At 60.2% G+C, this 25,623-nt stretch carries 26 protein-coding genes; 12 read left to right on the top strand and 14 right to left on the bottom strand.

Features of this window, described 5'->3' with window-relative positions; translation table 11 throughout:
* Positions 1-154 precede the first annotated feature (154 nt).
* The gene (locus DFP86_RS17750) at positions 155-949 is read right to left on the bottom strand and encodes a hypothetical protein (RefSeq protein WP_133683783.1); all 795 of its coding nucleotides are present in this window, start codon (positions 947-949) and stop codon (positions 155-157) included.
* Positions 950-1,077: 128 nt separating this feature from the next.
* Between DFP86_RS17750 and typA the strand changes: the two genes are divergently transcribed.
* Positions 1,078-2,892 (top strand): translational GTPase TypA, encoded by a 1,815-nt coding sequence (gene typA, locus DFP86_RS17755; RefSeq protein ID WP_208108388.1) that lies wholly within the window; start codon positions 1,078-1,080, stop codon positions 2,890-2,892.
* 214 nt (positions 2,893-3,106) lie between these two features.
* Entirely contained in the window at positions 3,107-3,415 is a 309-nt protein-coding gene (locus tag DFP86_RS17760) for a hypothetical protein (RefSeq protein ID WP_133683787.1), read from the top strand.
* An 85-nt stretch (positions 3,416-3,500) separates the two neighbouring features.
* Here DFP86_RS17760 and DFP86_RS17765 read toward each other — a convergent pair whose 3' ends face one another.
* From DFP86_RS17765 to lptF, 4 genes are read right to left on the bottom strand one after another with little or no spacing between them, the layout of a single operon-like run.
* The gene (locus DFP86_RS17765; protein ID WP_133683789.1) at positions 3,501-4,091 is read right to left on the bottom strand and encodes a hypothetical protein; all 591 of its coding nucleotides are present in this window, start codon (positions 4,089-4,091) and stop codon (positions 3,501-3,503) included.
* Positions 4,092-4,100: 9 nt separating this feature from the next.
* Positions 4,101-6,671, bottom strand: coding sequence for a [protein-PII] uridylyltransferase (locus DFP86_RS17770; protein ID WP_133683791.1), 2,571 nt, complete (start codon positions 6,669-6,671; stop codon positions 4,101-4,103).
* Positions 6,671-7,747, bottom strand: coding sequence for an LPS export ABC transporter permease LptG (gene lptG, locus DFP86_RS17775; protein ID WP_133683793.1), 1,077 nt, complete (start codon positions 7,745-7,747; stop codon positions 6,671-6,673). The genes DFP86_RS17770 and lptG overlap by 1 nt, the downstream gene beginning before the upstream one ends.
* Before the next feature lie 3 nt (positions 7,748-7,750).
* Positions 7,751-8,860 (bottom strand): LPS export ABC transporter permease LptF, encoded by a 1,110-nt coding sequence (lptF, locus tag DFP86_RS17780; protein WP_133683795.1) that lies wholly within the window; start codon positions 8,858-8,860, stop codon positions 7,751-7,753.
* Positions 8,861-9,039: 179 nt separating this feature from the next.
* Here lptF and DFP86_RS17785 point away from each other — a divergent pair, with 179 nt between their 5' ends.
* From DFP86_RS17785 to DFP86_RS17800, 4 genes are read left to right on the top strand one after another with little or no spacing between them, the layout of a single operon-like run.
* A complete protein-coding gene (locus DFP86_RS17785; protein ID WP_133683797.1) occupies positions 9,040-10,605 on the top strand; it encodes a leucyl aminopeptidase in 1,566 nt (521 codons plus the stop codon).
* Entirely contained in the window at positions 10,592-11,014 is a 423-nt protein-coding gene (locus DFP86_RS17790) for a DNA polymerase III subunit chi (RefSeq protein ID WP_133683799.1), read from the top strand. Before DFP86_RS17785 ends, DFP86_RS17790 begins: the two co-directional genes overlap by 14 nt.
* A gap of 1 nt (position 11,015) precedes the next feature.
* Complete coding sequence (locus DFP86_RS17795) at positions 11,016-13,046, top strand: hypothetical protein (protein ID WP_133683801.1); 2,031 nt, start codon at positions 11,016-11,018, stop codon at positions 13,044-13,046.
* 11 nt (positions 13,047-13,057) lie between these two features.
* Complete coding sequence (locus DFP86_RS17800; RefSeq protein ID WP_424991641.1) at positions 13,058-13,597, top strand: cob(I)yrinic acid a,c-diamide adenosyltransferase; 540 nt, start codon at positions 13,058-13,060, stop codon at positions 13,595-13,597.
* Positions 13,598-13,747: 150 nt separating this feature from the next.
* Here DFP86_RS17800 and DFP86_RS17805 read toward each other — a convergent pair whose 3' ends face one another.
* Positions 13,748-14,095: an MliC family protein gene (locus tag DFP86_RS17805; RefSeq protein ID WP_133683805.1), complete on the bottom strand. Its 348-nt coding sequence runs from the start codon at positions 14,093-14,095 to the stop codon at positions 13,748-13,750.
* Positions 14,096-14,171: 76 nt separating this feature from the next.
* Positions 14,172-14,963, bottom strand: coding sequence for an enoyl-CoA hydratase/isomerase family protein (locus DFP86_RS17810; protein ID WP_133683807.1), 792 nt, complete (start codon positions 14,961-14,963; stop codon positions 14,172-14,174).
* A 119-nt stretch (positions 14,964-15,082) separates the two neighbouring features.
* On the opposite strand from DFP86_RS17810, the gene DFP86_RS17815 reads away from it, so the two are divergent.
* Positions 15,083-15,436, top strand: coding sequence for a tRNA-binding protein (locus DFP86_RS17815; protein WP_133683809.1), 354 nt, complete (start codon positions 15,083-15,085; stop codon positions 15,434-15,436).
* Between the two features lies 1 nt (position 15,437).
* On the opposite strand, the gene DFP86_RS17820 is transcribed toward DFP86_RS17815, so the two are convergent.
* Positions 15,438-16,028: a TetR/AcrR family transcriptional regulator gene (locus tag DFP86_RS17820; RefSeq protein ID WP_133683811.1), complete on the bottom strand. Its 591-nt coding sequence runs from the start codon at positions 16,026-16,028 to the stop codon at positions 15,438-15,440.
* Between the two features lie 148 nt (positions 16,029-16,176).
* Between DFP86_RS17820 and DFP86_RS17825 the strand changes: the two genes are divergently transcribed.
* Complete coding sequence (locus DFP86_RS17825) at positions 16,177-17,757, top strand: alpha-amylase family glycosyl hydrolase (protein WP_166642328.1); 1,581 nt, start codon at positions 16,177-16,179, stop codon at positions 17,755-17,757.
* Here the strand turns inward: DFP86_RS17825 and DFP86_RS17830 are convergent.
* Positions 17,754-18,671 carry a patatin-like phospholipase family protein gene (locus DFP86_RS17830; protein ID WP_133683815.1) on the bottom strand — a complete coding sequence of 306 codons (918 nt, stop codon included), beginning with the start codon at positions 18,669-18,671 and terminating at the stop codon, positions 17,754-17,756. The genes DFP86_RS17825 and DFP86_RS17830 overlap by 4 nt on opposite strands.
* 416 nt (positions 18,672-19,087) lie before the next feature.
* Between DFP86_RS17830 and DFP86_RS17835 the strand changes: the two genes are divergently transcribed.
* The gene (locus DFP86_RS17835) at positions 19,088-19,714 is read left to right on the top strand and encodes a protein phosphatase CheZ (RefSeq protein WP_166642329.1); all 627 of its coding nucleotides are present in this window, start codon (positions 19,088-19,090) and stop codon (positions 19,712-19,714) included.
* 9 nt (positions 19,715-19,723) lie between these two features.
* Here DFP86_RS17835 and DFP86_RS17840 read toward each other — a convergent pair whose 3' ends face one another.
* Both DFP86_RS17840 and DFP86_RS17845 read right to left on the bottom strand, forming a co-directional pair.
* Entirely contained in the window at positions 19,724-20,095 is a 372-nt protein-coding gene (locus DFP86_RS17840) for a DUF4870 family protein (RefSeq protein WP_133683818.1), read from the bottom strand.
* A 74-nt stretch (positions 20,096-20,169) separates the two neighbouring features.
* Positions 20,170-21,072, bottom strand: a complete 903-nt coding sequence (locus tag DFP86_RS17845) for a LysR family transcriptional regulator (RefSeq protein WP_133683820.1) — start codon at positions 21,070-21,072, stop codon at positions 20,170-20,172.
* A 108-nt stretch (positions 21,073-21,180) separates the two neighbouring features.
* Between DFP86_RS17845 and DFP86_RS17850 the strand changes: the two genes are divergently transcribed.
* Both DFP86_RS17850 and DFP86_RS17855 read left to right on the top strand, forming a co-directional pair.
* Positions 21,181-22,059, top strand: coding sequence for an MBL fold metallo-hydrolase (locus DFP86_RS17850; protein WP_133683822.1), 879 nt, complete (start codon positions 21,181-21,183; stop codon positions 22,057-22,059).
* A gap of 12 nt (positions 22,060-22,071) precedes the next feature.
* On the top strand, positions 22,072-22,746 hold the full coding sequence (locus DFP86_RS17855; protein WP_133683823.1) for a DsbA family protein: 675 nt from the start codon (positions 22,072-22,074) through the stop codon (positions 22,744-22,746).
* Here the strand turns inward: DFP86_RS17855 and DFP86_RS17860 are convergent.
* Entirely contained in the window at positions 22,743-23,378 is a 636-nt protein-coding gene (locus tag DFP86_RS17860; RefSeq protein ID WP_133683825.1) for a hypothetical protein, read from the bottom strand. The genes DFP86_RS17855 and DFP86_RS17860 overlap by 4 nt on opposite strands.
* A gap of 211 nt (positions 23,379-23,589) precedes the next feature.
* Here DFP86_RS17860 and fumC point away from each other — a divergent pair, with 211 nt between their 5' ends.
* Complete coding sequence (gene fumC, locus DFP86_RS17865; RefSeq protein WP_208108387.1) at positions 23,590-24,993, top strand: class II fumarate hydratase; 1,404 nt, start codon at positions 23,590-23,592, stop codon at positions 24,991-24,993.
* A 9-nt stretch (positions 24,994-25,002) separates the two neighbouring features.
* Here fumC and DFP86_RS17870 read toward each other — a convergent pair whose 3' ends face one another.
* On the bottom strand, positions 25,003-25,284 hold the full coding sequence (locus DFP86_RS17870; RefSeq protein ID WP_133683827.1) for a BrnA antitoxin family protein: 282 nt from the start codon (positions 25,282-25,284) through the stop codon (positions 25,003-25,005).
* Complete coding sequence (locus DFP86_RS17875; protein WP_133683829.1) at positions 25,271-25,537, bottom strand: BrnT family toxin; 267 nt, start codon at positions 25,535-25,537, stop codon at positions 25,271-25,273. Before DFP86_RS17875 ends, DFP86_RS17870 begins: the two co-directional genes overlap by 14 nt.
* Positions 25,538-25,623: the final 86 nt, after the last annotated feature.

Raw genomic sequence — 25,623 nt, forward strand, 5'->3', positions numbered from 1 at the left:
GAATTGATGACAATGTATTTGCTTTGTTGTACATTGTGCTTGGGAGGCCTGTAAGGCTTCTCGAATGACCTGGTTCGGATGAGATGGGGGCGACTGAAAACAGTCGCCCGTTTTTTTGGGCTAGAGGATTCGTTGCGGTTTTAGTGTCCGAGGCTTATTTCTTCAGCCACTCCACGAGTGCGATTTCGCCGGCGTAATCGAGCGCGCGCAGCGCCGCGATGAGCTCGCTCATATCCTCTTCGGGGGCATGATCGAGCCACCACTTTTCGACGTGGAGCCACAGCCCGCGGCAATCGCTCGCCTCGTCGAAGTCGCTATCGGCCAGCGCCAGGCTCAGCCGCTGGCGCGCGGTGTCGCCAAAGCGTAAGGCAAGGCGGGCTTGCTCGAAGCGCATGAGTGCCTGATAACGGGCCTGACTGCGCGCGGCAATGGCCGCGCCGGGGCGCCAGCCGGAGATTTCCTGGGTCAACCGCGGCAGTGCGTGCTGCCAGGCGCTGTAGAGCAGGTCGCGGAAGCGGGCGTTGTCGGTGAAAGACAGGCCGTCGAACGGCATGGGCGGCATGGTGCCTTCCGCCAGCAAGCGTTTGCCGAGCCAGACTTGCCCCTGTTCGTCGCGACGTACCGGTGCGCGCCAGCTGTCTTCTTCTTGTGTGGCCAGATTGCGTACATGGACTTCGACGCAGGGTTCCGCGGCGCTATCCGGCAGGAATCGCACCTGAATGTCGTAGAGCGCATGCTTGGCCAGGCTTAGTAGTTGTAAGCCATGGTCGTGGCCCAATAGCAGGAACTGGTCGCCCTGGTCGTAGACCGCGACATCGCTTTGATGCGCGGCTGGTTTGACCAGTTGAGCGTTTAATTCGCCCGCCAGTTGGTTGATGTCTTCCTGGCCGGCGGCGTAGCCGGTGCGATAGCCTTGATGCGTGTGCCAGAGGGTGTTCCAGTCGTACATCGTCAACTCCTGATATAGATGGCGCGCAGTTTAGCCGCTTTTGCGCCGAAAGTCATAGTGCTGTTGTAACGTTCCCTGTGCTAAAATATTACGTTTTTCCCGCTTATTATTTCCGGCAGAGTTCAATGATTCGTCAGATCCGCAACATCGCAATTATCGCGCACGTCGACCACGGCAAGACTACCCTGGTCGATAAGCTTCTCCACCAAGCCGGCACTTTCCGCGAAAATCAGCATGTCGCCGAACGTGTCATGGATAGCAATGACCTCGAAAAAGAGCGGGGCATCACTATTCTGGCAAAGAACACCTCTATTGAGTACGAGGGTGTGCACATCAACATCGTCGACACCCCGGGACACGCCGATTTCGGCGGCGAGGTCGAGCGCGTGTTGGGCATGGTGGATGGCGTGCTGTTGCTGGTCGATGCCGTGGAAGGCCCGATGCCGCAAACCCGCTTCGTGACCAAAAAAGCACTGGCCCTGGGTTTGCGCCCGATCGTGGTGGTCAATAAGGTCGACCGTCCGGGCGCGCGTCCGGATTGGGTGGTGGATCAGACATTCGATCTGTTCGATAAGCTGGGCGCAACCGACGAGCAGCTCGATTTCCCGGTGATCTACGCTTCGGCGTTGAACGGCTATGCCACGCTCGACTTGGCCAACGAGTCGCCGGATATGCGTCCGCTGTTCGATGTGGTGCTGCAGAACGTGCCGCTGCCCTCCGGCGATGTCGACGCGCCGCTGCAATTGCAGATTTCCGCTCTCGACTATTCGACCTATACCGGCCGCCTTGGCGTGGGTCGTGTGCTCAACGGCAAGGTCCGCCCAGGCCAGGTCGTGGCGGTCATGAATCACGAGAACCAAGTCGGCCAGGGTCGCATCAACCAGGTGCTGGGCTTCAAGGGCCTCGAACGCGTTCCGGTCGAGGAAGCTGGCGCCGGCGATATTGTGATCATCTCCGGCCTGGAAGATATCGGTATCGGCGTGACCATCGCCGATCGCGACAATCCTGTCGGCCTGCCGATGCTGACGGTCGACGAACCGACGCTGACCATGGACATCATGGTCAACACCTCGCCGCTGGCCGGCCTGGAAGGCAAGTTCGTCACCAGCCGTCAGATCCGCGATCGCCTGACCAAGGAATTGCTGACTAACGTGGCGCTGCGCGTCGAAGACACCGAAGATGCCGACGTGTTCCGCGTTTCCGGTCGTGGCGAATTGCATCTGACGATTTTGTTGGAAAATATGCGCCGCGAAGGCTTCGAAATGGCCGTCGGCAAGCCGCGCGTGGTCTTCAAAGAAGTCAACGGTGAAAGATGCGAGCCGTATGAAAACCTGACCATCGATCTGGAAGACGGCCATCAAGGCGCGGTGATGGAAGAGCTGGGTCGTCGTCGTGGCGAGCTGCAGAACATGGAGTCCGACGGCAAGGGTCGTACCCGCCTGGAATACCATATCCCCGCACGCGGCCTGATCGGCTTCCAGGGCGACTTCCTGACCATGACCCGCGGTACCGGTCTGATGTCGCACGTGTTCGACGATTACGCGCCGGTCAAGCCGGATATGCCGGGGCGTCACAACGGCGTGCTGATCTCGCAGGACACCGGCGATGCCGTCGCTTATGCCTTGTGGAATCTGGAAGATCGCGGTCGCATGTTCGTCAGCCCGGGCGACAAGCTGTACGAGGGCATGATCATCGGTATCCACTCGCGCGACAACGACCTGGTGGTCAACCCGCTCAAGGGCAAGAAGCTGACCAACGTGCGCGCCTCCGGTACCGACGAAGCCGTACGCCTGACCACGCCGATCAAGCTGACGCTGGAGTCGGCGGTCGAGTTCATCGATGACGACGAGTTGGTGGAAATCACGCCGCAGAACATCCGCCTGCGTAAGCGCTTCCTGCAGGAGCATGATCGCCGCAAGGCCGTTCGCGCCGAAAAAGACTGACCCCGCGCCGCTTGTCGGCGCCGCGCCCCGGTAACCGGTGATTTACGCCAGGTTCCGGGGCGTTTTCATATTTGCTTGTAGGCGCGGCTAAAGCCGCGCCTGCTGTCACGAGTACATTGGCCAAATAAATTAGGTAATCTATGGGGGTACTTCATGACGGAAACCCGTGTCTATGCTATGCTTGCGGCCCTTTCCGTCGATCCCTGATTGCTGCATGAAAGACCCCTGCGACCACTACACCTTCGATTTGATCGGCGGCGTGCGTAAAAAGCCCGGACGCAAGCCCCTGGGCGCGCGTGCCATGACCGTGGCCGAACGCAAGCGCCGCAGTCGCGAGCAACGGCGTAATCGCCTGCAAGAGCTGTCCGTGACGGTGGAGCTGACGCGCGATGCTCAGCGCGCGTTGGAGAAGATGATCGAGTGGTGGGGAGTGAGCAAGAAAGAGGCGATCAATCGCGCGCTGCAGATCGCCTGTCAATCGCAGACCGGCCGTACCGGCCGGCTGTTCGACGAGTGGGATTAGGGGCGTTGCCGGTGCGATGCTGCGCGATCGCACCCTACCGAACTAAATCGCGCAGCGAGTTGGTGCGTTGCTTCGCGAACGCACCCTACGGACAGGTCTCCGCCATACCGTTGAGATTCTGCTGCTGTATGCGATAACCCATCCGTACCGTGTTGCCGTCGCGCGTTAGCGTAACCACGGCGAGGCGGTCGAATTCCTTGCCTGGCCATTTGTCGATTTCGATTCCCGAAGTGGGATAGCGTGCCGCCATCCGCTTGAGCAGCTTCTCGATCATGTTGTGCTCCCAGGCGATCCAGACCATCGATTGCCGGTAACGCGGCTGGTCGAGCTCTCCCATTAGTCCGTCCAGATCGTCGTAGCCGTAGTGCGTATTGACTGGCATGCGTAACTGGATCGCGGTGGGCTCGATGGTGGCCAATGGGCGGATGTAGTTGAAGCCGTGGTTGGGTACGCCCGGATTGGGGGCGAACAGGTAGTCCGGATTGCCGAACAGGGTCTTCAGCCGTGGCGGCAGTGCCAGTGCGCGATTGAGCCCCTGGCAGGTCAGCTGGCCCAGGTCGTCGGGCTGCTTTTCCGCATGTCGCAGAAATACCAGGGTTTCGGTCTGCGGGGTGGCGAACGCGCCCGCCGGCAGGGCTAAGAGCGGGAGCAGGGCGAAGAGGCGCGGCAAGGACATGGCGGTTTCCTAAATTCTCAATGCGTTAAACAGCTGGGACTCCAGTGCGACCACGGTCTTGTCGTCTGTCAGCCCTGGGCCGGTGACGAGGAAGGAGTCCTCGGCGCGGCTGCCCAGGGTCATGATCTTGGCCGAGTGCACGACCAGCTGGTGCTCGGCCAGGACGGCGGCGATGCGCGCCAATAAGCCCTGGCGGTCGCCGGCGACGATCGATAGCACGAAGTAGTTGGCCTTGTCGTCGGGTCGGATTTGCACTTGCGGGGTGATCGGGAAGTGTTTGAGATGGCGGTTGATGCGCCCCTCTCCCGGCGGTTCGATCGGGTCGGTGCGGCGCAGGCTCGCTGCCAGCTCGAACTCGATGAAGTTGATCATGTCGCGATAATTGTCGTCATGATTCTCCGGGATGAACACGTGGAAAGTGTCTAGGGCGTAGCCATTGGTCGTCGTGTAGATCTTGGCATCGGCGATGCTATAGTGCGTGCGTCCGAAGAAGGCGCAGATGCGTGCGAACAATGCCGCCTGATCCGGTGTGTAGACCAATACCTGGATCCCCTCCTTGTCGTCCGAAAGCCGGGCGCGCACCACCGGTTCGCGGTTGTCGACGATACGGTTCAGTATCCGGGCGTGCCAGGCGATCTCGCGTGCTTCGTGACGCAGGAAATAGACAATGTCGAGTCGCGACCAGAGCCTCTCTTCCGCGCCGTCCGGTACGGCATACAGGCGCAGCAGCGTGCGAGCCTGCTGCTTGCGCGCCTCCAGCTCGGAGCGCATGTCGACCGCTCCACCGTTTTTCAATACCTTCAGGGTCGCCAGATAGAGGTCTTCCAGCAATTTGGCCTTCCAGGCGTTCCATACCTTCGGACTGGTGCCGCGAATGTCCGCCACGGTCAGCAAGTAGAGCGCGCACAGGCGGCGCGGCGTGCCGACCAGTTCGGCGAAGCGCTGGACGGTCTCCGGGTCGTAGATGTCCTGTTTTTGCGCGATATGCGACATGGTCAGGTGTTGGGCGGTCAGCCAGACGACCAGTTCGGTATCCTCGGCCGGCAACGCGTGTCGTTCGCAGAACTCGCGCGCATCGTCCATGCCGAGTTGCGAATGGTCGCCGCCACGACCCTTGGCGATGTCGTGGAATAGCCCGGCGATGTAGAGCGTCTCGGGGCGTTCGAAATCGTTGATCAGTCGCGATAGGAATGGGTATTCGTGGTTGAAGGCGCTGATGGCGAAGCGTCGCAGATTACGCACCACCATCAGGATATGTTCGTCGACGGTGTAGACGTGGAACAGGTCGTGCTGCATCTGGCCGACGATCTTGCCGAAGGCCGGCAAGTACTTGCCCAGCACGCCGTATAGGTTCATACGGCGCAAACCGCGTGTCAGGCCGGGGTGGCGCATGATCTGCATGAATAACTGCCGATTGACCGGATCCTGACGGAATCGCTCGTTGATCTTGGCTCGCGCGTGCCACAAAGCGCGCAGCATGCGCGGTGCGAAACCGGTTAGCTCGGGGTGTAGCTGCAGCATCAGGAAAGCTTCGAGGATCGCCGATGGCTCGATATCGAAAACGTCCGGGCGGCGGATGCCGAGCATGCCGTTGACCGAGTAGAAATGGTCGTTGAGCACTTGGGTGATGCGAGGTACTTGCGAGTAGATGCGTCCGCGCAGGTTGGGCAGCAGGATGCCGTTGAGCTGGGTAACCGTGCGCGCGGCACGGTAGTAGAGCTGCATGACCTGTTCGCTGGCGCGCAGCACAGTGCTGTCTGGTAAGCCGAACGCCTGCCCCAGTTGCTGTTGCAGGTCGAAGATCAGCCGGTCTTCGCGCCGGCGCGCCAACAGGTGCAGAAAAATTCTCAGTCGCTGCAGTTGACGCTCGCCGTGCTTGATCAGCCTCGCCTCGGCCGGTGTCAGGATACGGCGCGCGACCAGCGCGTCCCAGTCGTCGCCCAGTCCGATCGCTTTGCTGATCCAGAGCAGCGTCTGTAAGTCGCGCAGGCCGCCTGGGCTTTCCTTGAGATTGGGTTCCAGGTTGTTGGTGACGCCAAAGAAACGATTGTGGCGCTGTTGCTGCTCCAGCGTTTTGCCTTCGAAGAAGGCCAGCGGATCTCTCTGGTTGTCGAGAGCGGTGGCCAGTGCCTCGAAGGCGAGCCGGTCGCCGGCTATCGGCCGCTTTTCCAGCATATTGGTTTCGACGGTGATGTCGGCGGCGGCCTCGCTCAGGCATTCGGCCTGCGTGCGCACGCTGTGCCCGACCTCCAGGCCGATGTCCCACATCATGCCGATCAGCCGGGCGACACGTTCGGTCAGCGCCGGCGCCGCGTCCGGTGGCAGCAGAACCAGAACGTCAATGTCCGAGCACGGGAACAGCTGACCGCGGCCGTAACCGCCGACCGCGATCAAGGTGGCTTGTTCGCCGAAACCGAGCCCGTGCCACAGTGCCGCGATGGCGCGGTCGACCTCGGCGCAATGGCGGGTGAGGTAGGTGTGCGGGTCGCGATCTTCGCGATAGCTGTCGGCCAACGCCTGGCGGCGCGCTTTTAATTCATTGCGCCAGTGGCGCGCCAGAGCCAGGTCGTCGTCGCTCATTAGCGCGTCTCTTGTCGGGCGATCAGTGCGATGCCGGCGAGGAGGAACAGCAGTGTCGGCAGCGTGGCGGATAGCGCCGGGTTCCAATCGTGCAGCAGTCCAAGATAGCCGAACAACCGGTTGGTGAAGTGGAAGGTGACACCGATGCAAATGCCGGCGAACAGGCGCAAACCCAGTTGTCCGTGGCGCCGTTGCTTGGGTGTGAAAGCGAGAGCCACCAGCGCCATCGAGATACATGCCAGCGGGTAGAATAGCTTGCCCCACATGGCAATTTCATAGCGCTGCGTCTTTTGGTTGTTGTCACGCAAATGCTGGATGTAGGTGATCAGATTGAGTGCCGACATCTGTTCCGGCACGACCAGCAGAACGTTGAGGATCGCCGGCTCGATGACCGAACGCCAGTCGAGCCGATCCTTGTGGCGTGTGGTGACGTGGTCGGGCGCAAACTCGGTTACATCGATATCGGAGAGTCGCCAGAGTTTGTCCTGCGGATCGTAGATGCCGCGCTCGGCTTGGCTGGTGCTGATCAGGCGGTACTGACTGTCATAGGTGTAGACATGGATGCCGAGCAAGGTCGAGTCGGGCAGCATTTCGCGCACATTGATGAAATTGCTGTTGTCTTTGACCCAGATGCCGGAGTGAAACTCTTGCGCCACCAGCGAACGTGTTGCCGCCAATTTGAGCTGTTCGGCCTTCTGCTGCGCCCGCGGCGCGCCGAATTCGCCAAGGAAGAGCGTGATGATTGCGCAGACCAGGCCGAATCCAAATAGCAAGCTGGCAATTTTCATCAAGGTGACGCCGCTGGTGCGGATGATCGTGTATTCGCTATGCGTCACCAATTGCGTCATGGCGACCAACACGCCGATCAACACCGCCAGTGGCAGTAGTTCGTAGCAATGCCCCGGCACCAATAGCGCCACGTAAGTGAGCATGGTCTGCATGTCGTAGCTGTTCTGCCCGACGCGCGGCATTTCCTGGATGATGTCGAAAAAGCCGTACAGCGCCAAAAGCGCCAGCAGGGTGTAAAGCGTCGCGCTGGTCAGCTGCGATAGCATGTAACGAGAAATCAGTCGCATGACTCAGGCTTTCTTTCCAAAGAACGAACCTAGGGTTTTCAATACCGGTTGCACAGGGCGGTCGCGGTAATACAGACCGAACATTGCCAACGCCAGTACGGCCAGGTGAACGAAGAGGATGCTCCAGGCCGGCAGCGAGTTGTGCAGAATGCCGTTGCGCACCAAGGTCAGGCCGTTTTGATAGGCGAAATAGCTCAACAACGCAGCGATCAGGTTGAAGGTGTGCCCACCCGAGCGGGGATTGGTGTAGGCCAGCGGTATGGCCAGGATCGCCAGGACAAGGCAACTGAGCGGCAGCGAAAGACGCCAGGCGAGCTCCGCGCGTGCGCTTGGGTCGTCCAGTTGGGCGAGCAAAAGCGGCGTGGGTTGGGACTGGCGCGAGCGCGGAGCCGCCACCAGTTCATGATCCTTGCCGATGACCACCGAATAGCGCTTGAAGGCGGTAACGTCGAAGTCGGCGTGCCCCGGCGAGCCGACATAGCGGTTGCCGTCTTCCAAAACGATAATTCGCTGATTGAGGTCGTCGGACGTCAAATGGCCGCTCTTGGCGAGGATTGTCGAAATTTTCCCATCTGTCAGGTCTTGGAAAAAAATATTCTTTGCACTTCCGTTTTGGCCTGCATAGTTTTCGACAAAATAAACGCGGTTGGCGTCGGACGACTCCTTGAATACGCCGGGGGAGATGGCCGAGATGTCTTCGCGCTGTTTCAGTTGATCGGCATAGACTTGGCTGCGCTGATCCGCCCAGGGCGCGATACCCAGCGCAACCACTGCAACGAGGATCGATAGCGGTACGGCGAAGCGAAGTACCGGGCCGAGGAGACTTTTTTGCGACAGCCCGGCTGCGAGCCAGACCTGCATTTCCTGGTCGCGCCAAAGCCGAGTCAGGGCCACCAGGGTGCTGATGAATACCGTGAGAATGAGCGGAACCGGAAACAGGCCAAGAGCCCAGAAGCCAATCAGGGCGGCCACTGCGTCGTTGGCAATCTGTCCTTCGGCGGCACGGCCGAGCAGGTTGATTGCTTGAGTGGAAACCAGAATCGCCAATAGGACGACAAAAACACCGACTGCGTTCAAAGTCAGTTCGCGAGTCAGGCTTTTGAAAAAAACCATGGATGATGTGCCTTTTTTGACTTTTTGTGACTAGCGTAGTGATAATTCAAATCGAAAATACTGATATGCAATTTCCAGGCATGTCGGAAACTGAAATATCCGCCTTCACTCGTGATGGGCCGATGCCATCTTCGCGGCCGAGTTGGGTGGCTGACACGCGATAACAACGGGAGTATAGAATGGAATTTAACATAAAAAGCGGAAGCCCGGAAAAACAGCGCGTGGCCTGCGTGATCGTCGGTGTTTACGAGTCTCGCAAGCTGACGCTGGCGGCCGATTTGCTCGACCGTATTTCCAATGGGTTTGTCAGCGACGTCATCCGACGCGGTGATATGGAAGGCAAACTCGGCAGTACCCTGGTGCTGCATTCGGTGCCGCATGCGCTATGCGATAGGGTGATGCTGGTCGGTCTCGGCAAGGAACGCGAATTCCGCGCCAAAGAATACCGCGAGGCCATTCGCGCTTCGATTCGCGCCTTGGCGCAAACTTCCGCCAACGAGGCGGTCAGTTATCTGAGCGAGTTGCCGGTCAAAAAGCACGAAGTCGAGTGGATGGTCGAGCAGGCTACGGTCGTGACCCTGGATACGCTTTATCGCTTCGACCGTTTCAAGAGTAAGGTCGACGATCCCTTGCGCGGTCCGCGCAAACTGACGTTGGCGGTTCCTCGCCGTAGCGATCTGGCCGATGGCGAAAAAGGCCTGGCACGCGGTCTGGCAATTAGCGCGGGCATGACGCTGGCCAAGGATCTCGGCAACCTGCCGGGTAACGTCTGCACGCCGTCCTACTTGGCCGACGAAGCACGCGATATGGCGCAGGCGCTGGGCGCCGAGGCCGATATTCTCGATCGTGCCGCCATCGAGGCGTTGGGCATGGGGTCGTTCCTGTCGGTCGCCAAGGGCAGCGTGCAAGACCCGCGCCTGATCGTGCTCAAGCATTGGGGCGCCAAGGATCGTAACGACGCTCCGGTCGTGTTGGTCGGCAAGGGAATTACCTTTGACTCCGGCGGTATCTCGCTCAAGCCCGGCGAAGGCATGGACGAAATGAAGTTCGACATGTGCGGCGCCGCCTCGGTGCTGGGGGCCTTCAAGGCGGCAGTCGAAATGAAGCTGCCGATCAATTTGATTACCGTGGTGCCGACCTGCGAAAACATGCCATCCGGCGATGCCGTCAAGCCCGGCGATATCGTCACCTCGATGTCGGGTCAGACCATCGAAGTGCTCAATACCGATGCTGAAGGCCGGTTGATCTTGTGCGATGCGTTGACTTACGTTGAGCGCTTCAATCCCAGCTGCGTCGTCGATGTCGCTACCTTGACCGGTGCGTGCGTGATTGCGCTTGGCCACGTCGCCACCGCGCTATACAGCAATCAGGATGCGCTGGCTCGCGAGTTGTTTGCCGCCGGCGAAGAAGTGGGCGACCGCGCCTGGCATATGCCGATGTGGGAAGAGTATCAGGAGCAGCTCAAGAGCCCATTTGCCGATATGGCCAATATCGGCGGCCGTCCGGCGGGCAGCGTGACGGCGGCCTGCTTCTTGTCGCGATTTGCCAAGGGCTACGATTGGGCGCATCTGGATATCGCCGGCACGGCATCGAGGGGCGGTAAGGACAAGGGGGCCACCGGCCGGCCTGTGCCGCTGTTGGTGCAGTTCTTGCAAGACCGGGCGGACATTGCCTTGGGCAATGTGGTGCGCCGTGGTCGCCCGCGTCGTGAAGTCACCGAACCGGCCGAAGATGACGCGGATTGATTTCTATACGCGGGTCGACGCGCCGGCACTGTTCGCCTGTCGATTGACGCAAACGGTGTATAACAGGGGGGAGCGCTTGCTGGTCTGGCTGGAAAGCGAGGCGGCGCTCAACGATTTCAGTACCCGTCTGTGGAGCTTCGATGACGTGGCTTTCGTGCCGCATTGCCGTTGCGATGCGCCCGAATCGGCGGCGACCCCCGTTTGGTTGACCGCCGAAGCGCCCCAGGAGAATGGCCCTGCGGTGCTGCTGAATTTGTCCCCTGATGCGCCGAGCGCGCCAGAGCGATTCGAGCGCATTCTGGAGATCGTCGGCAACGACGAGGCGTCTCTGGCCATGGCACGAGAGCGTTTCAAGATTTACCGGGAGTACGGGTTCGCCATCGAACATCACGATATGAGCAACCGATGATATGACTGAGCCGAAGAAGCCCAAGCCCGATCCGCAGAACTGGCAGGATGCCGATCTGCCGATCCTGACCGATGTGGACGATGATGCGGTAGTCGAAGGCGTCGAGATCCCTGAGTTCGATTTTTCGGACGAACTGGATCGGATGGCCAATACGCTAGGTGCGCCGAAGGAAACGCCTCTGGAATTCCCGCCGGAACTGTTGCTGGATGATGTTGTCGGTGAGAAAGCTGCACCCGGTGAGGGGCCGATCGACTTCGATCAGTTGCCTTCTCTTGACTTGGATGGCGAGGTCGCACCGGATGGTAGCGAGTTCGTATTCGAGCTGGAACCGGTTGCCGGAGGGGAGCACGGCGTCTCCGAGCTCGATGCCACGGTAGCGCGTGCGGAGTTCGACGGGGCCGACATCGCAGAGGCGGCTGGCATGTCCGAACAGCATGCTGAGCCACTATCGGAATCCGATACGCTGATTCCCGAACTGACGCTTGACGATGTTTTGCCTGGACCATCGTCGGCAGACACCTTGTCGCAAGATGCGCCGCCCCCCGAGTTGGCGTCGCAACTTTCGGCGATTCCCGAATTGATGTTGGACGATGTTCTGGACGACACGGTCGTACGCGAACTGGTATCCGATGCGCCCCTTGAGCCGATGGCAGAGGTGCCGTTGGAGGAACCGGTAGCGGTTGAAGCCGCACCGATGCTCGACGACTTGCCGGTGTTGGAGGATGAACAGCCCGAGCCGATGGTGGAGGTGCCGCCGGAAGAACCGGTGGCGGTCGAAGCCGCACCGATGCTCGACGACTTGCCGGTGCTGGAGGACGTACAGTTCGAGCCTATGGCGGAGGTGCCGCCGGAAGAACCGGTGGCGGTCGAAGCCGCACCGATGCTCGACGACTTGCCGGTGTTGGAGGATGAGCAGCCCGAGCCGATGGTGGAGGTGCCGCCGGAAGAACCGGTGGCGGTCGAAGCCGCACCGATGCTCGACGACTTGCCGGTGTTGGAGGATGTACAGCCCGAGGCGATGGCGGAGGTGCCGCCGGAAGAACCGGTGGCGGTCGAAGCCACTCCGATGCTCGACGACTTGCCGGTGCTGGAGGACGTACAGTTCGAGCCGATGGCGGAGGTGCCGCCGGAAGAACCGGTGGCGGTCGAAGCCACACCGATGCTCGACGACTTGCCGGTGTTGGAGGATGTACAGCCCGAGGCGATGGCGGAGGTGCCGCCGGAAGAACCGGTGGCGGTCGAAGCCGCACCGATGCTCGACGACTTGCCGGTGTTGGAGGATGTACAGCCCGAGGCGATGGCGGAGGTGCCGCCGGAAGAACCGGTGGTGGTCGAATCCACACCGATGCTCGACGACTTGCCGGTGCTGGAGGACGTGCCTGCCGAACCGACGCCCGAACCGGTGTCGCTGGAGGAGTCCTCCGTCGCCGAAATGCCGACCGGTGGCGAACCATTCCGTTCGATCTCGCTCGATAGTTTGCCGCGTGGTGTGCTGGGAGGTGGACGAGCGCTGGCCGAGGCTGAGGCGGAAGAGAATGACCCCAGCGTTCAGGACCTGATCCGTGCCGCGGAGCGCACATTGGCGCAAGAGCGGCTGAAACAGGCGAGCGAACAAGCGATGCCATTCCCTGCGTCCGACGTGACCGATCCGGTCGTGGCGCCTACAACCCAGGCTGCCGAGCCTGTGAGTGGCGCCTCAATGCGGCCAGTCGAAATCATCAATGTCGCCGGCTTGGCCTCTTCGCCCGCGCCGCAAACCTTCAACCTGCCGCCAGTACGCAAGTCCTACGTCACTTTGGTCGACGAGGCCATGTTGATCGACTCGCTCTACGACAAGATTCTGCCACGCATGAAGGTCGAGTTGTCGCTATGGCTGCAGGACGCGCTCGATCACCAAAGCAAGCAAATGCTCTCCGGTGTGATGCATCAGTTGAAAGAGGACTACGAAATGCTGTTCAGCGAGACTTTGCGTGAGAGCTTGCGCCAAGCGATTGCCGAAATGGGCCGGGAAGACCGCGGGGAGCGCTACTGATGGGGCATCGCTTGTCTCGGATCGTTACCCGCACTGGCGATGGCGGCACCACCGGTTTGGGCGATGGCAGCCGTGTCTCCAAGGATGCCTTGCGTATCCATGCGCTGGGCGAGGTCGACGAACTCAATTGTCTGGTGGGCGTGCTGATGGCCGAATCGCTGCCGGACGATGTGACCGGATGGCTGACCGAGATTCAGCACGATCTATTCGACCTGGGATCCGAGATCGCCGTGCCGGGATTCTCGGCCCTGAGCGAGCCTCGGGTGCTGACTCTGGAGGCTTGGGTCGAGGACATCAACCGCGAGCTACCGATGCTCAAGGAATTTATTTTGCCGGGTGGCACGCGGGCGGCGGCGTTGGCGCATCAAGCTCGGGCCGTGTGCCGACGCGCCGAACGCACGGTGGTTGGGTTGGCCGAGACGTCAGAGGTGTCGGTGTCGGCCCGGCAATATCTGAACCGCCTGTCCGATTTTCTGTTCGTGCTTGCCCGCCACTTGAATCGTCTCTCCGACCGGCCGGATATCCTCTGGCGCCCGCGTCGCACCGATTGAGTTTATCGCGGCTTATGTCATCCTGGCGCGCAAGCTGGCCCGTATTGCCTATTCCATGGCCAAATTCGGCACGACATTTGACCAAAACATGGAGGTAGCCCCTTGCGCTAATCCATGGATTCTTTAGCCGCGATAAGCATGGGTTCGCGCCTAGTTGGTATGACAACTGGCGATCGGCGCACCATCCTGGCCGCGCATCATGTCGTACAAATCGCCTTGCTCTCCCTTGGTCCACCAAACGAAGTGATCCGCCTGATATTTTGCACCGGAAGCCGCCAGCGTTTGTACGAACAGCAGCGGTTTGCCGGCAGGCGACAGTAAGGCGAAGTTCTGGCCATTATGGCCGGACAGATAGCGAACCTTGAGCGATTTATATTTGTCGCCCGTGCAGAGGTATTGCAGTGTGGTGGTCTTGGTGATGGCGATGTCCGGCACCAGGGCTCGCGCGCTGGCACCGACGCAGAAAAAGGCCAGCAAGACGGGCAATAGACGTTTCATTCGGCGCTTTCCGATAGGTTGTTGGCTCAAGTCTATAGGCTACCGTCAGCCTTGCAAAGCGCCTGGCGGGATGGCTTTAAGCTGATCGAAAGCGAGCCGGACGTTTTTCGACGAAGGCGCGCACGCCTTCTCGGCCCTCGGTCGTCTGACTCTGGGCGATGATGGTGCGCGCCTCGAGTGCCAGTTGAACTTCCAGCGGCTGGGCTTGGCTTTCCAGCATCAGGCGCTTGACGCCGCCAAAGCTGCCGGTGGGGCCATCGGCTAGTCGCCGGGCTAGCGTGTCGACCGTGTCGGCCAGTGCGTCGGCGGCGACCACTTGATTGACTAAGCCCCATGCCGACGCTTCGGCGGCGGACAGGGTGCGGTTGGTCAGATACAGCTCCATGGCGCGACGTTGGCCGATGAGTCGCGGCAACAACCAGCTCGAACCGCCATCCGGGGTGTACCCGATCTGGGTGTAGGCCGTGTTGAAGCGGGCGCCATCGACGGCGATCGCCAAATCCGCCATGGCGACCAGGCTCAGTCCCACGCCGGCCGCCACGCCGTTCACTGCCGCGATAACCGGTGCCGATAATTGCATGAAGCGGGTAATGGCGAGGTTTAGCGGGTCGGTCATGGCCTGCAATAGCTCACCAACTCGATCCGCCTGTTCGACAAAGGTCGCGACATCGCCGCCAGCGCAGAATGCCTTGTCGCCGGCGCCGGTCATGATGACCGCGCGCAGCGATCGGTCATGCGATAGCTGGCTGGCGATTTCGGCGAGTCGGATGATCCCCTCGGTATTCAGGGCATTGAAAGCGGCAGGGCGGTTGAGCGTGATATGGGCGATGCCGTGCTGGCAGGAAAAATCGATCATCGAATCGTTCATGGCGCGACCAGGCGTGGAAAAGCTCAGTATATCCCATGCGAATAAAAAGGAGGTGGGTTTGCCTAGCGCAACAAAGCGGGGTTTAATGGCGCTTTGACCTCTTTCCCCGGAGCAAGACCATGAGCGAGCCCGTCAAACCCGTTATTACCTTCGAGGATCTCAACAAGATCGATATCCGTTGCGGCACCATCCTTAGCGTCGACGACGTGCCGCGCTCCGACAAGGTGGTGCAGCTGACGGTGGATTTCGGCGATTTTCAGCGCTCGATCCTGTGCGGCATCAAACAAGAGAGAGCCGATCTGACCGGCCTGGTGGGTAGGCAAGCTTTGTTCGTGGTGAACCTTGCGCCGAAAAAGATTTCCGGCGTGGTGTCTGAAGGGATGCTGTTCGACATCGGCTACGCCGACGGTATTATTCCGTCGGCGTTGGCTCAGCCGGAGTTTCCGGTGCCCAATGGTGTGCGCGCCGGCTGATTCACGCCAGGTGTAGCAACTGGCGGGTGGATTGCAGTGCCGCCCGCAGCGGGCTGTCGTCGCGTCGGATCTTGGATAGCAATGTGGCGCCGAGCCACATTTGGTATAGCGTTTCGGCGGCGGCGTGCGCGTCGTCGATCGTCGCCAGCGAGCCGTCGGCCTGTCCGGCCTCAATGCAAGCGGCCAAGCGGCGCACCACGGCGGCGGTACCGCGATTGAGCGCCTCGCGCATGGCTTCCGATAGGTCGGACACTTCGCCCCCCAATTTGACCACCAGGCACTTGCTTTCTCGCTTGTCGCACGCCTGATGGTTGCCCCAACCTTGCCAGTAACGCATCAGTCGCTCGGCGGCAGGCGTGCCGTCATCTGCCAGCAGCGCATCGATCCAAGCGAGATAGTCGTCGAAATAATGCTCAAGCAAGGCTTCGCCAAAAGCATCCTTGGACTTGAAGTAGTGATAGAACGAGCCCTTCGGCACATCGGCCGCGGACAATATCTCGCTTAACCCGACGGCGGCGTAACCTTTGCCGAGAATGATGGGTTTGGCGGTGTCGATGATGTGCTGGCGCACGCAGGGGGATTCAGTCTTCATAATCAGCATGATAGCTTTAATTAGACCGGTCGTCTAGATGGAATTCGTCGTGTGTAGGCTGATATGGCGCAAGCAAGCGACTATTTTTATTGCCATTTAAACCGGTTTGAATGATATTCATGCCATGACAAATCCAAATGGGGGCGGTATGGCAGGCATAAAGAAGATGGTGGGCGGGGCACTGGCGGCCGTGGCCTGCATGAGTGCAATGGCTGGTGCCACGTTGCCGGCGGATCTGACATCGCAGCCGATAGAACGGCACGATAGCGGCTTGGCACCGGATTGGCCGCGGCACTCGGTATTCATGGAGATCCTGGTTCGCGCCTACCAAGATAGCGACGGCGACGGCATCGGCGACCTGCCTGGGCTGACGCGCCGCTTGGATTACCTCAAATCGCTGGGTATCGGCGCATTGTGGCTGTCGCCGATCTATCCTAGTGCCGATCACGACCATGGTTATGCTGTCAGCGACTATCGCAATGTCGCACCGGAGTTCGGCACCCTGGCCGATTTCGATACGCTGATCGCCGAGGCGCACAGGCGTGGCATGGCGGTCATACTCGACTATGTGATGAACCATAGCGCCGACACGCACCCACTGTTCGCGCATGCTCGCGATCATGCCGATTCGCCATGGCGCGACTGGTTCATTTGGTCGAAGGACAAACCATCCGGTTGGACGACTTACGGCGGCGACCCGTGGCATCCATCGATTTCCGGCTATTACTATGGTGCCTTCTCCGCCAATATGCCGGATTGGAATTTACGCCATCCCGCCGTGTTGGCCTTTCATCTGGACAATCTGAAGTTCTGGCTCAACCGAGGTGTCGATGGTTTTCGTTTCGACGCGGTGGGCGCCTTGGTGGAAAATGGGCCGCTAGCTTGGGAAAATCAGCCGGAAAATCACCAGATCATGGCGCAAGTGCGCGGTTTGCTCGATCAATACGGCAAACGTTTCATGGTGGCCGAAGCGCCCGGTGCGCCGGCCGAGTTCGCGGCGGCTGACTCGGCTGGCAGCGCCTTTGCCTTTGGCTTGCAAACCCAGATCATCAAGAGTGTGCAGTTAGGCCGCGTGCAGGCCGGTCTGATCGACTATCTCAAGCAAAACCCGCTGGCACGCATGGGCACCTTTCTGTCGAATCACGACAGTTTCGCCGGTGCGCGAGTCTTCCAACAGCTCGATGGCGATCCGGCCGGCTACAAACTCGCAGCGGCGACATTGCTGACCTTGCCGGGTATCCCGTTTGTCTATTACGGCGAGGAGGTCGGCCAAAGCTTCTCCGAGCCGGTGCAAGAGGAGGATCAGCGCTTGCGCGGGCCGATGAGTTGGGATGCCGATGGCCGGGGTTTCAGCGCCGGACGGCCTTTCCGGCCGCTTGCCGACAACCGGGCGCACTATAATGTCGACGCGGAGAGTGTGCGCGCCGATTCGTTGCTCAATACCTACCGGATGCTGATTCACTTGCGCCAACGCCAACCGGCGCTGGCAGTCGGCGATTTCGAGTTGTTGAGCCGCGATGACGACGATGCGCTGGTCTTTGCTCGTTCGCAGGCCGATAGCAGGTTGCTGGTGGCGCTCAACTACGCCCCACACCCGGTGGCGATTGCTCTGCCGGCCGGTTCATGGCAGGTGTTGGCCGCCAGTGGCGCCGAACAGGGTCTGCACGACGGGGAGATTCGATTGCCGGGTCAGCAATGGCTGATTCTGCAGCGTACGGCGGTGCGTTAAGACGGCGGCTGTTGGCGGCGTAAGCGCCAGGCGTGCTGTTCGAGAAACTGTCGCGCGCAGGATTGACCCAGCCGGTAATCGTGGCGTAAGGCCTCGGGCTTGCTGCCGAGCAACTGGCTTCTGAGTGGCAGGCGCGGCGCCAGTTCGATGACCTTGACGCCGGCCGGCGGTTGGGCAATGAAGTCGTGCGCTTGCAGATAGCCGTCGAGGTGGCTTTGCAGGACGGCCGCCATATTGCTCAGGCGACCTTTCATTAGCCGTGGCGGCAGCTTGAGCGGCTTGACCGCATAGCTTGCCGGCAGGGTGCGAATGACCATGATGCAGTCTGCGCCGAGCCGATGTGCGGCACAGAGCGGCAAGGGGTCGCTGACGCCGCCATCCCAATAATTAGCCTCGTCGATGGTCACGCCGCCGCGATAGAACAGTGGAATGGCGCTGGAAGCTTTGACGGCCGTGCTCCAACTGTCGGCCGAGAACGGCAGGTAGTCGGCGGTCAGCGTGTCGCTGCGGCACGCCACAATACGCAAGTCGCGCCGCAGAAGACGTCGAGCCGCGCGTTCCGCATCGAGCGGATACGCGTCCCCGGTCGTGTCGAACAACCAATCCAGGTCGATCAGATGACCGCCGCGAGCGAAGCGAAGGGGATCGAAAAACGTCTTTTGCGTGGTGTAGCGCATGATGATGTGCCGTGCGTAGCCACGGGCGCCGCTGCTGTAGGCGGCTAGGTTCTGCGCACCGGCAGAAGTGCCGACCAACGTGCGAAACGGAAAGAAATCATGCTCCAAGAAGGTGTCGAGGATGCCGGCGGTAAAGATGCCCCGTTGGCCTCCGCCTTCGCAGGCCAGCGCCAATTTGGTGTGATGCAGCCAAGTGCTCGAATCCTGCAGGCCGCTGAGCCGGATGCTGAATTTCATCGTTGCCCTCCCGAACCATCCCAGAATAAGGCGATCGGCCGATCATGACAAACGGTTTGCACGCAGGCTGAAATGCAAAAGTCGCCTTGCGGGCGACTTTTGATCAAGTGGCGGAGGCGCGGGCTGGCTCACTGAATACCACGAGCCGGGCCTTTTTCGGTTTGCGGCGCGGGGGGCGGAACAGAGTCAGCAGGGCGGTATTTTTTTGCATCTATCACTCCTTGGCGGTAGGCGGCCAGATGGCACGGCAATTGTTTAGTGAACAAGAGTAAAAAATTGCATTGGCCTACATAGGATTGCCGCACTGCAAAATAGTTCATTAACCCGTCAACTGTTTGCGCTAGATCTGTAGGTTTTAAACATGATCGATTTATAATGCACTGTAATGAATGTCAGCCCACGACAATGAGGTGGTTATGAGCAGCCAAAAACAACAACAGCAAGCGGTATTTCAACAGCTGGGCCAGATGACGCGCACCTTGCACAAGGCCTTGCAGGACGTCGAGGGCGACAGTGAATTGGTGCGGGCGATGGATGCCATCCCGGATGCGCGCGAGCGGCTGGCCTACGTGCTGTCGATGACCGAACAAGCGGTGTCGCGCGTGCTCAACGCCGTCGATGCCATGACGCCTGTACTGGACCGCAGCCAGCATGACGCCCAGCGCTTGCTTGTGCAGTGGCAACGCGTGGCCGACAAGCGGCGCGATTCGAGCGAGTACCGTCAGACGCTGCAAGACACCCTGGATTTCCTGCAGTGTAGTGAGCAAGACAGCCAGACTCACAAGGATCGGCTGATGGAAATCGTCATGGCGCAGGAGTTTCAGGATCTGACCGGTCAGGTGATCAAACGCGTGGTCGATGTGGCGAGCAAAATGGAGAATGAATTGCTGACGCTCTTGCAGCAAGCCCAAATGGGCGGCGGCGGCAAGAAAAAAACCGATAGCTTGCTCAACGGTCCGGCGATGCCGTCTGACATCGCCGGTCAGCAGGCGCTGGCCTCGCAGGCCGAGGTCGACAAATTTCTCGACGATCTCGGTTTTTGAGTCGCGCGCTCAGAAAAACCGGGTCGGACGGTCGATTGGCCGGCGGTCGTTGAATTTGAGGAAGCCGGCCACCAGACGGTAGACGTGCCAGATCCATAGCGCAATTAGAATCAGCACCCCGATACCGATCAGCATCGTCAGAACGCCAACGATGGCCACGCCCAGGCTGATCCAGAAAGTACGGATCAGCCAAGTGAAATGCGAGGCATAGCCGCTGCCGGCGGCGTCCTGGCGTTTGACATAGGCGACGATTAGCCCGATCAGCGTGCAGACCGGGAAGAATAGCCCTAGGCCATATAGGATGTAAGTAGCCAGCGCCACATTGTGCAATGGCGATAATGGGCCGATTTCCCCTTCGTCGACGACCTGTTCGAAATCCATGGCTTCTCCTCTAGTTTGTCAGTGCTATGGCCGCGTTTTACCCGATGTCGGCACACACGACAAGTATTTGCATGTCATTGCCGGTCCCAGGCCGGCGCATCGCTGAAATAATCCGCTAGAAAATCCACCAACGCGCGCAAGGCGGCCGACATCAGTCGTCGCGAGGCATAGACTGCGTAAATGCGCATGTCACGCGGCCGGTGTGTCGGCAGTACCGCCACCAGTCGACCGCTACGAATTTCCGCAGCGGCCAGATAGGTCGGCAGTTGGGCGATGCCGGCGCCGGCCAGTGCCGCCGCCATCAACGAGGTCACCTCGTTGGCGCTTAGATTGCCACTGACAGCCACGCTCTGCGGTTCGCCGTCGTGCTCGAATTGCCACAAGCTCTTGCCTGCATAGATATGCGTTAGGCAGTTGTGTTGCGCCAGCCCATCCAGCCGGGCCGGCGCCGGATGGCGCCGCAGGTAGTCCGGCGAGGCGCATAGCACCGAACGGCAGATGCTGATCGGTCGCGCGATCAAATTGGGATCCAGGTCGTTGGTGATGCGGATCGCCAAGTCGATGCGCTCTTCCACCAGATTGACCGTGCGATCGAGCAGCTGCATATCGACCGTCACCGCCGGATGGCGCGCCGCGAAGACGCTGAGTGCGGCGGCGAGCTGTGCTTGACCGAACGACGTGCTGGCGGTGACGCGCAGCAGCCCGCGAGGCGCGTCGTCCGGCGCGGTCAAGGCTGTGCGCAGTTCGTCGGATAAGGCGAGCATTTGCCGGCAGCGCGGCAACGTCTCCTGCCCGGCCGGGGTCAGGCTGAGTCGCCGCGTCGTGCGATGCATCAGCCGTGCGCCGGCCCAATCCTCCAGCTCGGCCAAATAACGCGACACCACCGGGCGCGACAGATCGAGTCGATCAGCCGCCGCCGACTGGCTGCCGCAGTCTACCACCGTGACAAATACCCGCATGGCAGTGAGTCTATCCATGATTAGAACGATTTTCGCAATAAACAGTGTTTCATTTTAGGCTTTTTTGTGGTGTTTTAAGAAATTATCCTGCAGCTCTGATTGATACACCGAGTGCAAGGAGTTCTCATGTTGCGACGTTTCGCTAGCCGTTCCATAGTTTCCATTTCGCTGGCCTTGGGTTTGTCCGCCGGTGCATCGGCGGCCTCCAGTCTGCATCTGCAGGTTTACAACCCTGGCGAAAAAGCCTTCTTCCCCGTTGCGTCGGTGCTGGTCAGTGGCGCACGCGATGCGGTGCTGATCGATGCCCAATTCGGCAAGTCGCAGGCCGAGCAACTGGTGCAACTGATCCGCCAAAGCGGTAAACGCTTGACTGCCGTTTACATCAGTCATGGCGACCCGGACTATTACTTCGGCCTGGAGACGATCAAGGCGGCCTTCCCGGATGCGCGCATCGTCGCGACGGCGCCGACCGTGGCCCATATCCGCGATACCGCCGCCGGCAAGCTAGCCTATTGGGGGCCGAAGCTGGGTGTCGATGCGCCGAAGTCCACGGTGACGCCGGAGGTATTGCCGGGCAATTCCTTGATGCTGGAAGGGCATCGGCTGGAGGTGCGCGGGTTGAACGGTAAACTTGAGCGGAGTTATGTCTGGATTCCAGACTTGAAGGCGGTCGTGGGCGGGGTGGTGTTGTTCAATAATTTGCATGTATGGATGGCGGATACGCAAAGTCCGCAATCGCATGCCGACTGGCTGGCCACCTTGGCGCAGATCCGCACGCTCGAGCCGCGTGTCATCGTGCCGGGGCATGCCTTGCCGGGCGCGGTCGCCGACCTCGATGCCCCGGACTATACCGCCGGCTATATCCGCGCCTTCGATGCACAATCCGTCAAGGCGGCCAGCGGCGATGCATTGATCGCCGCTTTGCGTCGGCAATATCCGCAAGCCGGCCTGCCGGCGGCGTTGGAGATCGGCGCCCGGGTCGCCAAGGGCGAAATGAAGTGGTAAATCGGAGATAACATGAAACTGCATTACATTTACGATCCGCTGTGCGGTTGGTGCTACGGCGCCGCACCGCTGATTGCCGCCGCCCGCGAGCAGTTGCCGGTGGTGGCCCATGGCGGCGGCATGATGTCCGGTGCGCACCGCCAGCGCGTGACGCCATCGCTGCGCGATTATGTCGTCGGCCACGACCGGCGCATCGCGGCCATGACAGGCCAACCGTTTGGCGATGCCTACTTCGACGGGCTGTTGAACGATCCTGATGCCTGGTTCGATTCGACGCCGCCGATCGCCGCCGTGCTGGCGGCCGGGCTACTGGCCGGCCGGGAGCTGGACATGCTGGCGCGGCTACAGCATGCGCATTATGTCGAGGGGCGTCGCATTGCCGAGCAGTCGGTGTTGCTGGCGCTGGCGTGCGAACTTGGTTTTGACGCGTCCAACTTCGCGGCGGCGCTGGCCGAGGTGGATGTGACCGGGCATTTGGCCGATAGCCGGCGCCTGCTGGCGCAATGCGGTGGACAGGGGTTTCCGACACTGCTGCTGGAGCGGAATGGGCAGTTGACGCCAGTCGACGTCGGCGCTTGGCTTGGACGAGTCGACGACTGGCGCGCTTGGCTGGCGCAAGCCAATGCGCCGACTACTGCCGGTCGTGCCGATGCGCCGTTCTGCGGTCTGGGCGGTTGCGAGGATTAGTGAAAGGTTTCCGCTCGGCAATGGATGACGATGCCGTGAATCGGGCCGGGCGTTACTAAATGCCGCGCCTTGCCATCGTCGCGATTGCGGGCGCGGATCATGCGGTTGATCAGGAAGGCGCGCCAGTTGGTGACCCGATCCAGATTTTCCTGTTGGTTGGCCTGCCAACCGATGAAGTAGGCTTGGATGTCCTCGGCGCGGCCGGCGCGGCGTTCGCGATTGGAAAACAGATGGCTTGCCATGGTGATGGTGCCGACCAGATGTTGCGCATAGGCGTAACGCAATATGGTGAATACTTCTAGTTCGAGGTAGTTGGTGTCCAGCCGCGCCATCGAGCGCGCGCGAAAGAATGGCAATAGTGCCAGGCGGATCTCCCAGCGGCCGTTGCCGCAGGGAATCAGATTGAGCATCGACTTGCGAAAACCGATCAGTCCGGGAATCAGGCTTGCGATCAGCAAGATGCCTAACGACAAAAGTAGGCGAGAGATCCAAGGCGAGCGTGTCGCGGGCGTCAGGGCGACCGCCAGGCAGATCAGCGCGAAGACCAGGCTGCGCCGCAGCGTCAATGCGTTACGCAGGCGGGAAAAGTAGAACCGGTCGTAGGCATTTTTCAATATTGTTTTCAGCACCATCTCCCCCTTCTGGCTATATTGCCCATTTGGCCGGGCCTGCCAGCTCGATACGCGTGTACAGTTTTGTTTTAAATGAGATGAAACATAAAATGCAATGACTTTAGGTCGATTTCCTATTCGGCTTTGCGATGGCGCAAGTGTTTCACTTGGCTTGTTCGGTTTTTCGCGCTCATCCGAGATGATCCTCGGGTGACGATAAAAGGAGAGGGCGATGTCGCAGGTGCGCAAGGAAAGCGATTCGATGGGAGAGGTGTCGGTTCCCGTCGGCAAGTATTGGGGTGCTCAAACGCAGCGCTCGATCGAGAATTTCCCTATCGGTGTGGCTCGGTTCCAGTGGACCGCGCCGATGATCCGGGCCTTGGGGGTGCTGAAAAAAGCCGCGGCGCTTGCCAATATGGAGTTGGGGGAGTTGCCGGTAGAGCTGGGTCAGGCGATTGCCATGGCGGCGCAAGAGGTCATCGACGGTCGGCTCGATGCGCATTTCCCGCTGGTGGTGTTCCAGACCGGTTCCGGTACGCAGTCCAATATGAATGCCAACGAAGTCATCTCCAACCGGGCCATCGAGCAGTTGGGCGGCAAATTGGGTAGCAAGTCGCCTGTTCACCCGAACGACCACGTCAACCGTGGCCAGTCGTCCAACGACACCTTTCCTACTGCCATGTATATCGCGGCGTCTGGCGAGCTTTTCGATGTGCTGCTGCCGGCGCTCGACGCACTGCGACAAACGCTGTCCGACAAGGCCGCCGCCTTCGACGACGTGGTCAAAACCGGGCGCACCCATCTGCAAGACGCGACGCCGATAACGCTGGGGCAGGAGATCGGTAGTTGGGTCGCTCAGCTGGATTTCGCCCGGGACGGTATTTTGGCCGCAAGCGCCGGTTTGTACGACCTGGCCATCGGCGGCACGGCCGTCGGCACCGGACTGAACTCGCATCCCGCGTTCGGCGCGACTTGCGCGCGCCATATCGCAGCCTTGACCGGCCGGCCGTTTCGCTCGGCGGACAACAAGTTCTTCTCGCTCGCGGCGCACGATGCGTTGGTCAACGTTTCGGCCAGTCTGCGCACTCTGGCGGGTGCGCTGCTGAAACTGGCCAACGATGTGCGTTGGTTGGCTAGCGGTCCGCGCTGCGGTATCGGCGAAATCCGCATCCCGGAGAACGAGCCCGGCTCGTCGATCATGCCCGGCAAGGTCAATCCCACGCAGTGCGAAGCGCTGTCCATGGTGTGCGTCCAGGTGTTCGGCAACGATGCCGCCACTGCCTTCGCCGGTAGTCAAGGCAACTTCCAGCTCAATGTCTATAAGCCGGTCATGGTGCATAACGTACTGGAAAGTATCGGTCTGCTGGCCGATGCCATGCTGGCGTTCCGGGCGCATTGCGCGGTCGGTATCGAGCCGGATCGCGAGGTGATCGCGCGCAACCTGGCCAACAATCTGATGCTGGTGACGGCGCTGAACCGTCACATCGGCTATGACCAGGCGGCGAAAATCGCCAAGCGGGCGCTGCATGAAGGCGAAACCTTGCGACAGGCGGCGCTGGCGCTGGGCTTGTTGTCCGGCGCGGAGTTCGACGCCTGGGTCGATCCGATACGCATGACGCGGCCGGACGACGAATAAAATGCGGTACTACGCGACTTTGTGCTTTTGCACATAGTCCTTCAGTACCTCATTGATGCGTGTCTGCCAGCCTTCGCCGCCAAGCTGAAAAGCATCGACCACCTCCGCATCCAGGCGGATGGTGACTGGACGCTTGGTCGATTGGGCTTTCGGTCGCCCGCGCATGGGCTTCATGGCTTTGAAGTCGGCGGCGCTCGCCTCGAACGTATCGGGGTCTGCGGCGATCCCGGCATCGATCGCGGCATCTTCTTCGATGGAGGGGAGAATCGTCCCCTGTTTAAGCTTCGGCATAGTTTTTGATCTCCCGGTTGTTGGCTTTGCGGAGGCTGATGATTCGTCTTACCTCATCTCGATCCACGAACACGACGTTAAATAGGCGGAGGCCAATGTAGGCATAGCCGATAATGCGCACTTCTCCGTAGTTTCTTCGCGTGTCTTCGAATGCCCAAAGCGTGTCCCATTCAATGTTGGTTGCCTCCGCTAGCGATATGCCATGCTTGGTTATGTTGGTAGCACTTTTGGCGACATCGTAAGTGATCATCATTTGATTTATTGTACGTACAAATATTGGAAAGACAAGTTTTTTGTACGTACAGAATTAGTGGAGTTCCCGTCGGCTGTTTCTGGCAT

Origin of the sequence: Paludibacterium purpuratum (assembly GCF_004363805.1) — a bacterium.
GTDB classification, from domain to species: Bacteria; Pseudomonadota; Gammaproteobacteria; order Burkholderiales; family Chromobacteriaceae; genus Paludibacterium; species Paludibacterium purpuratum.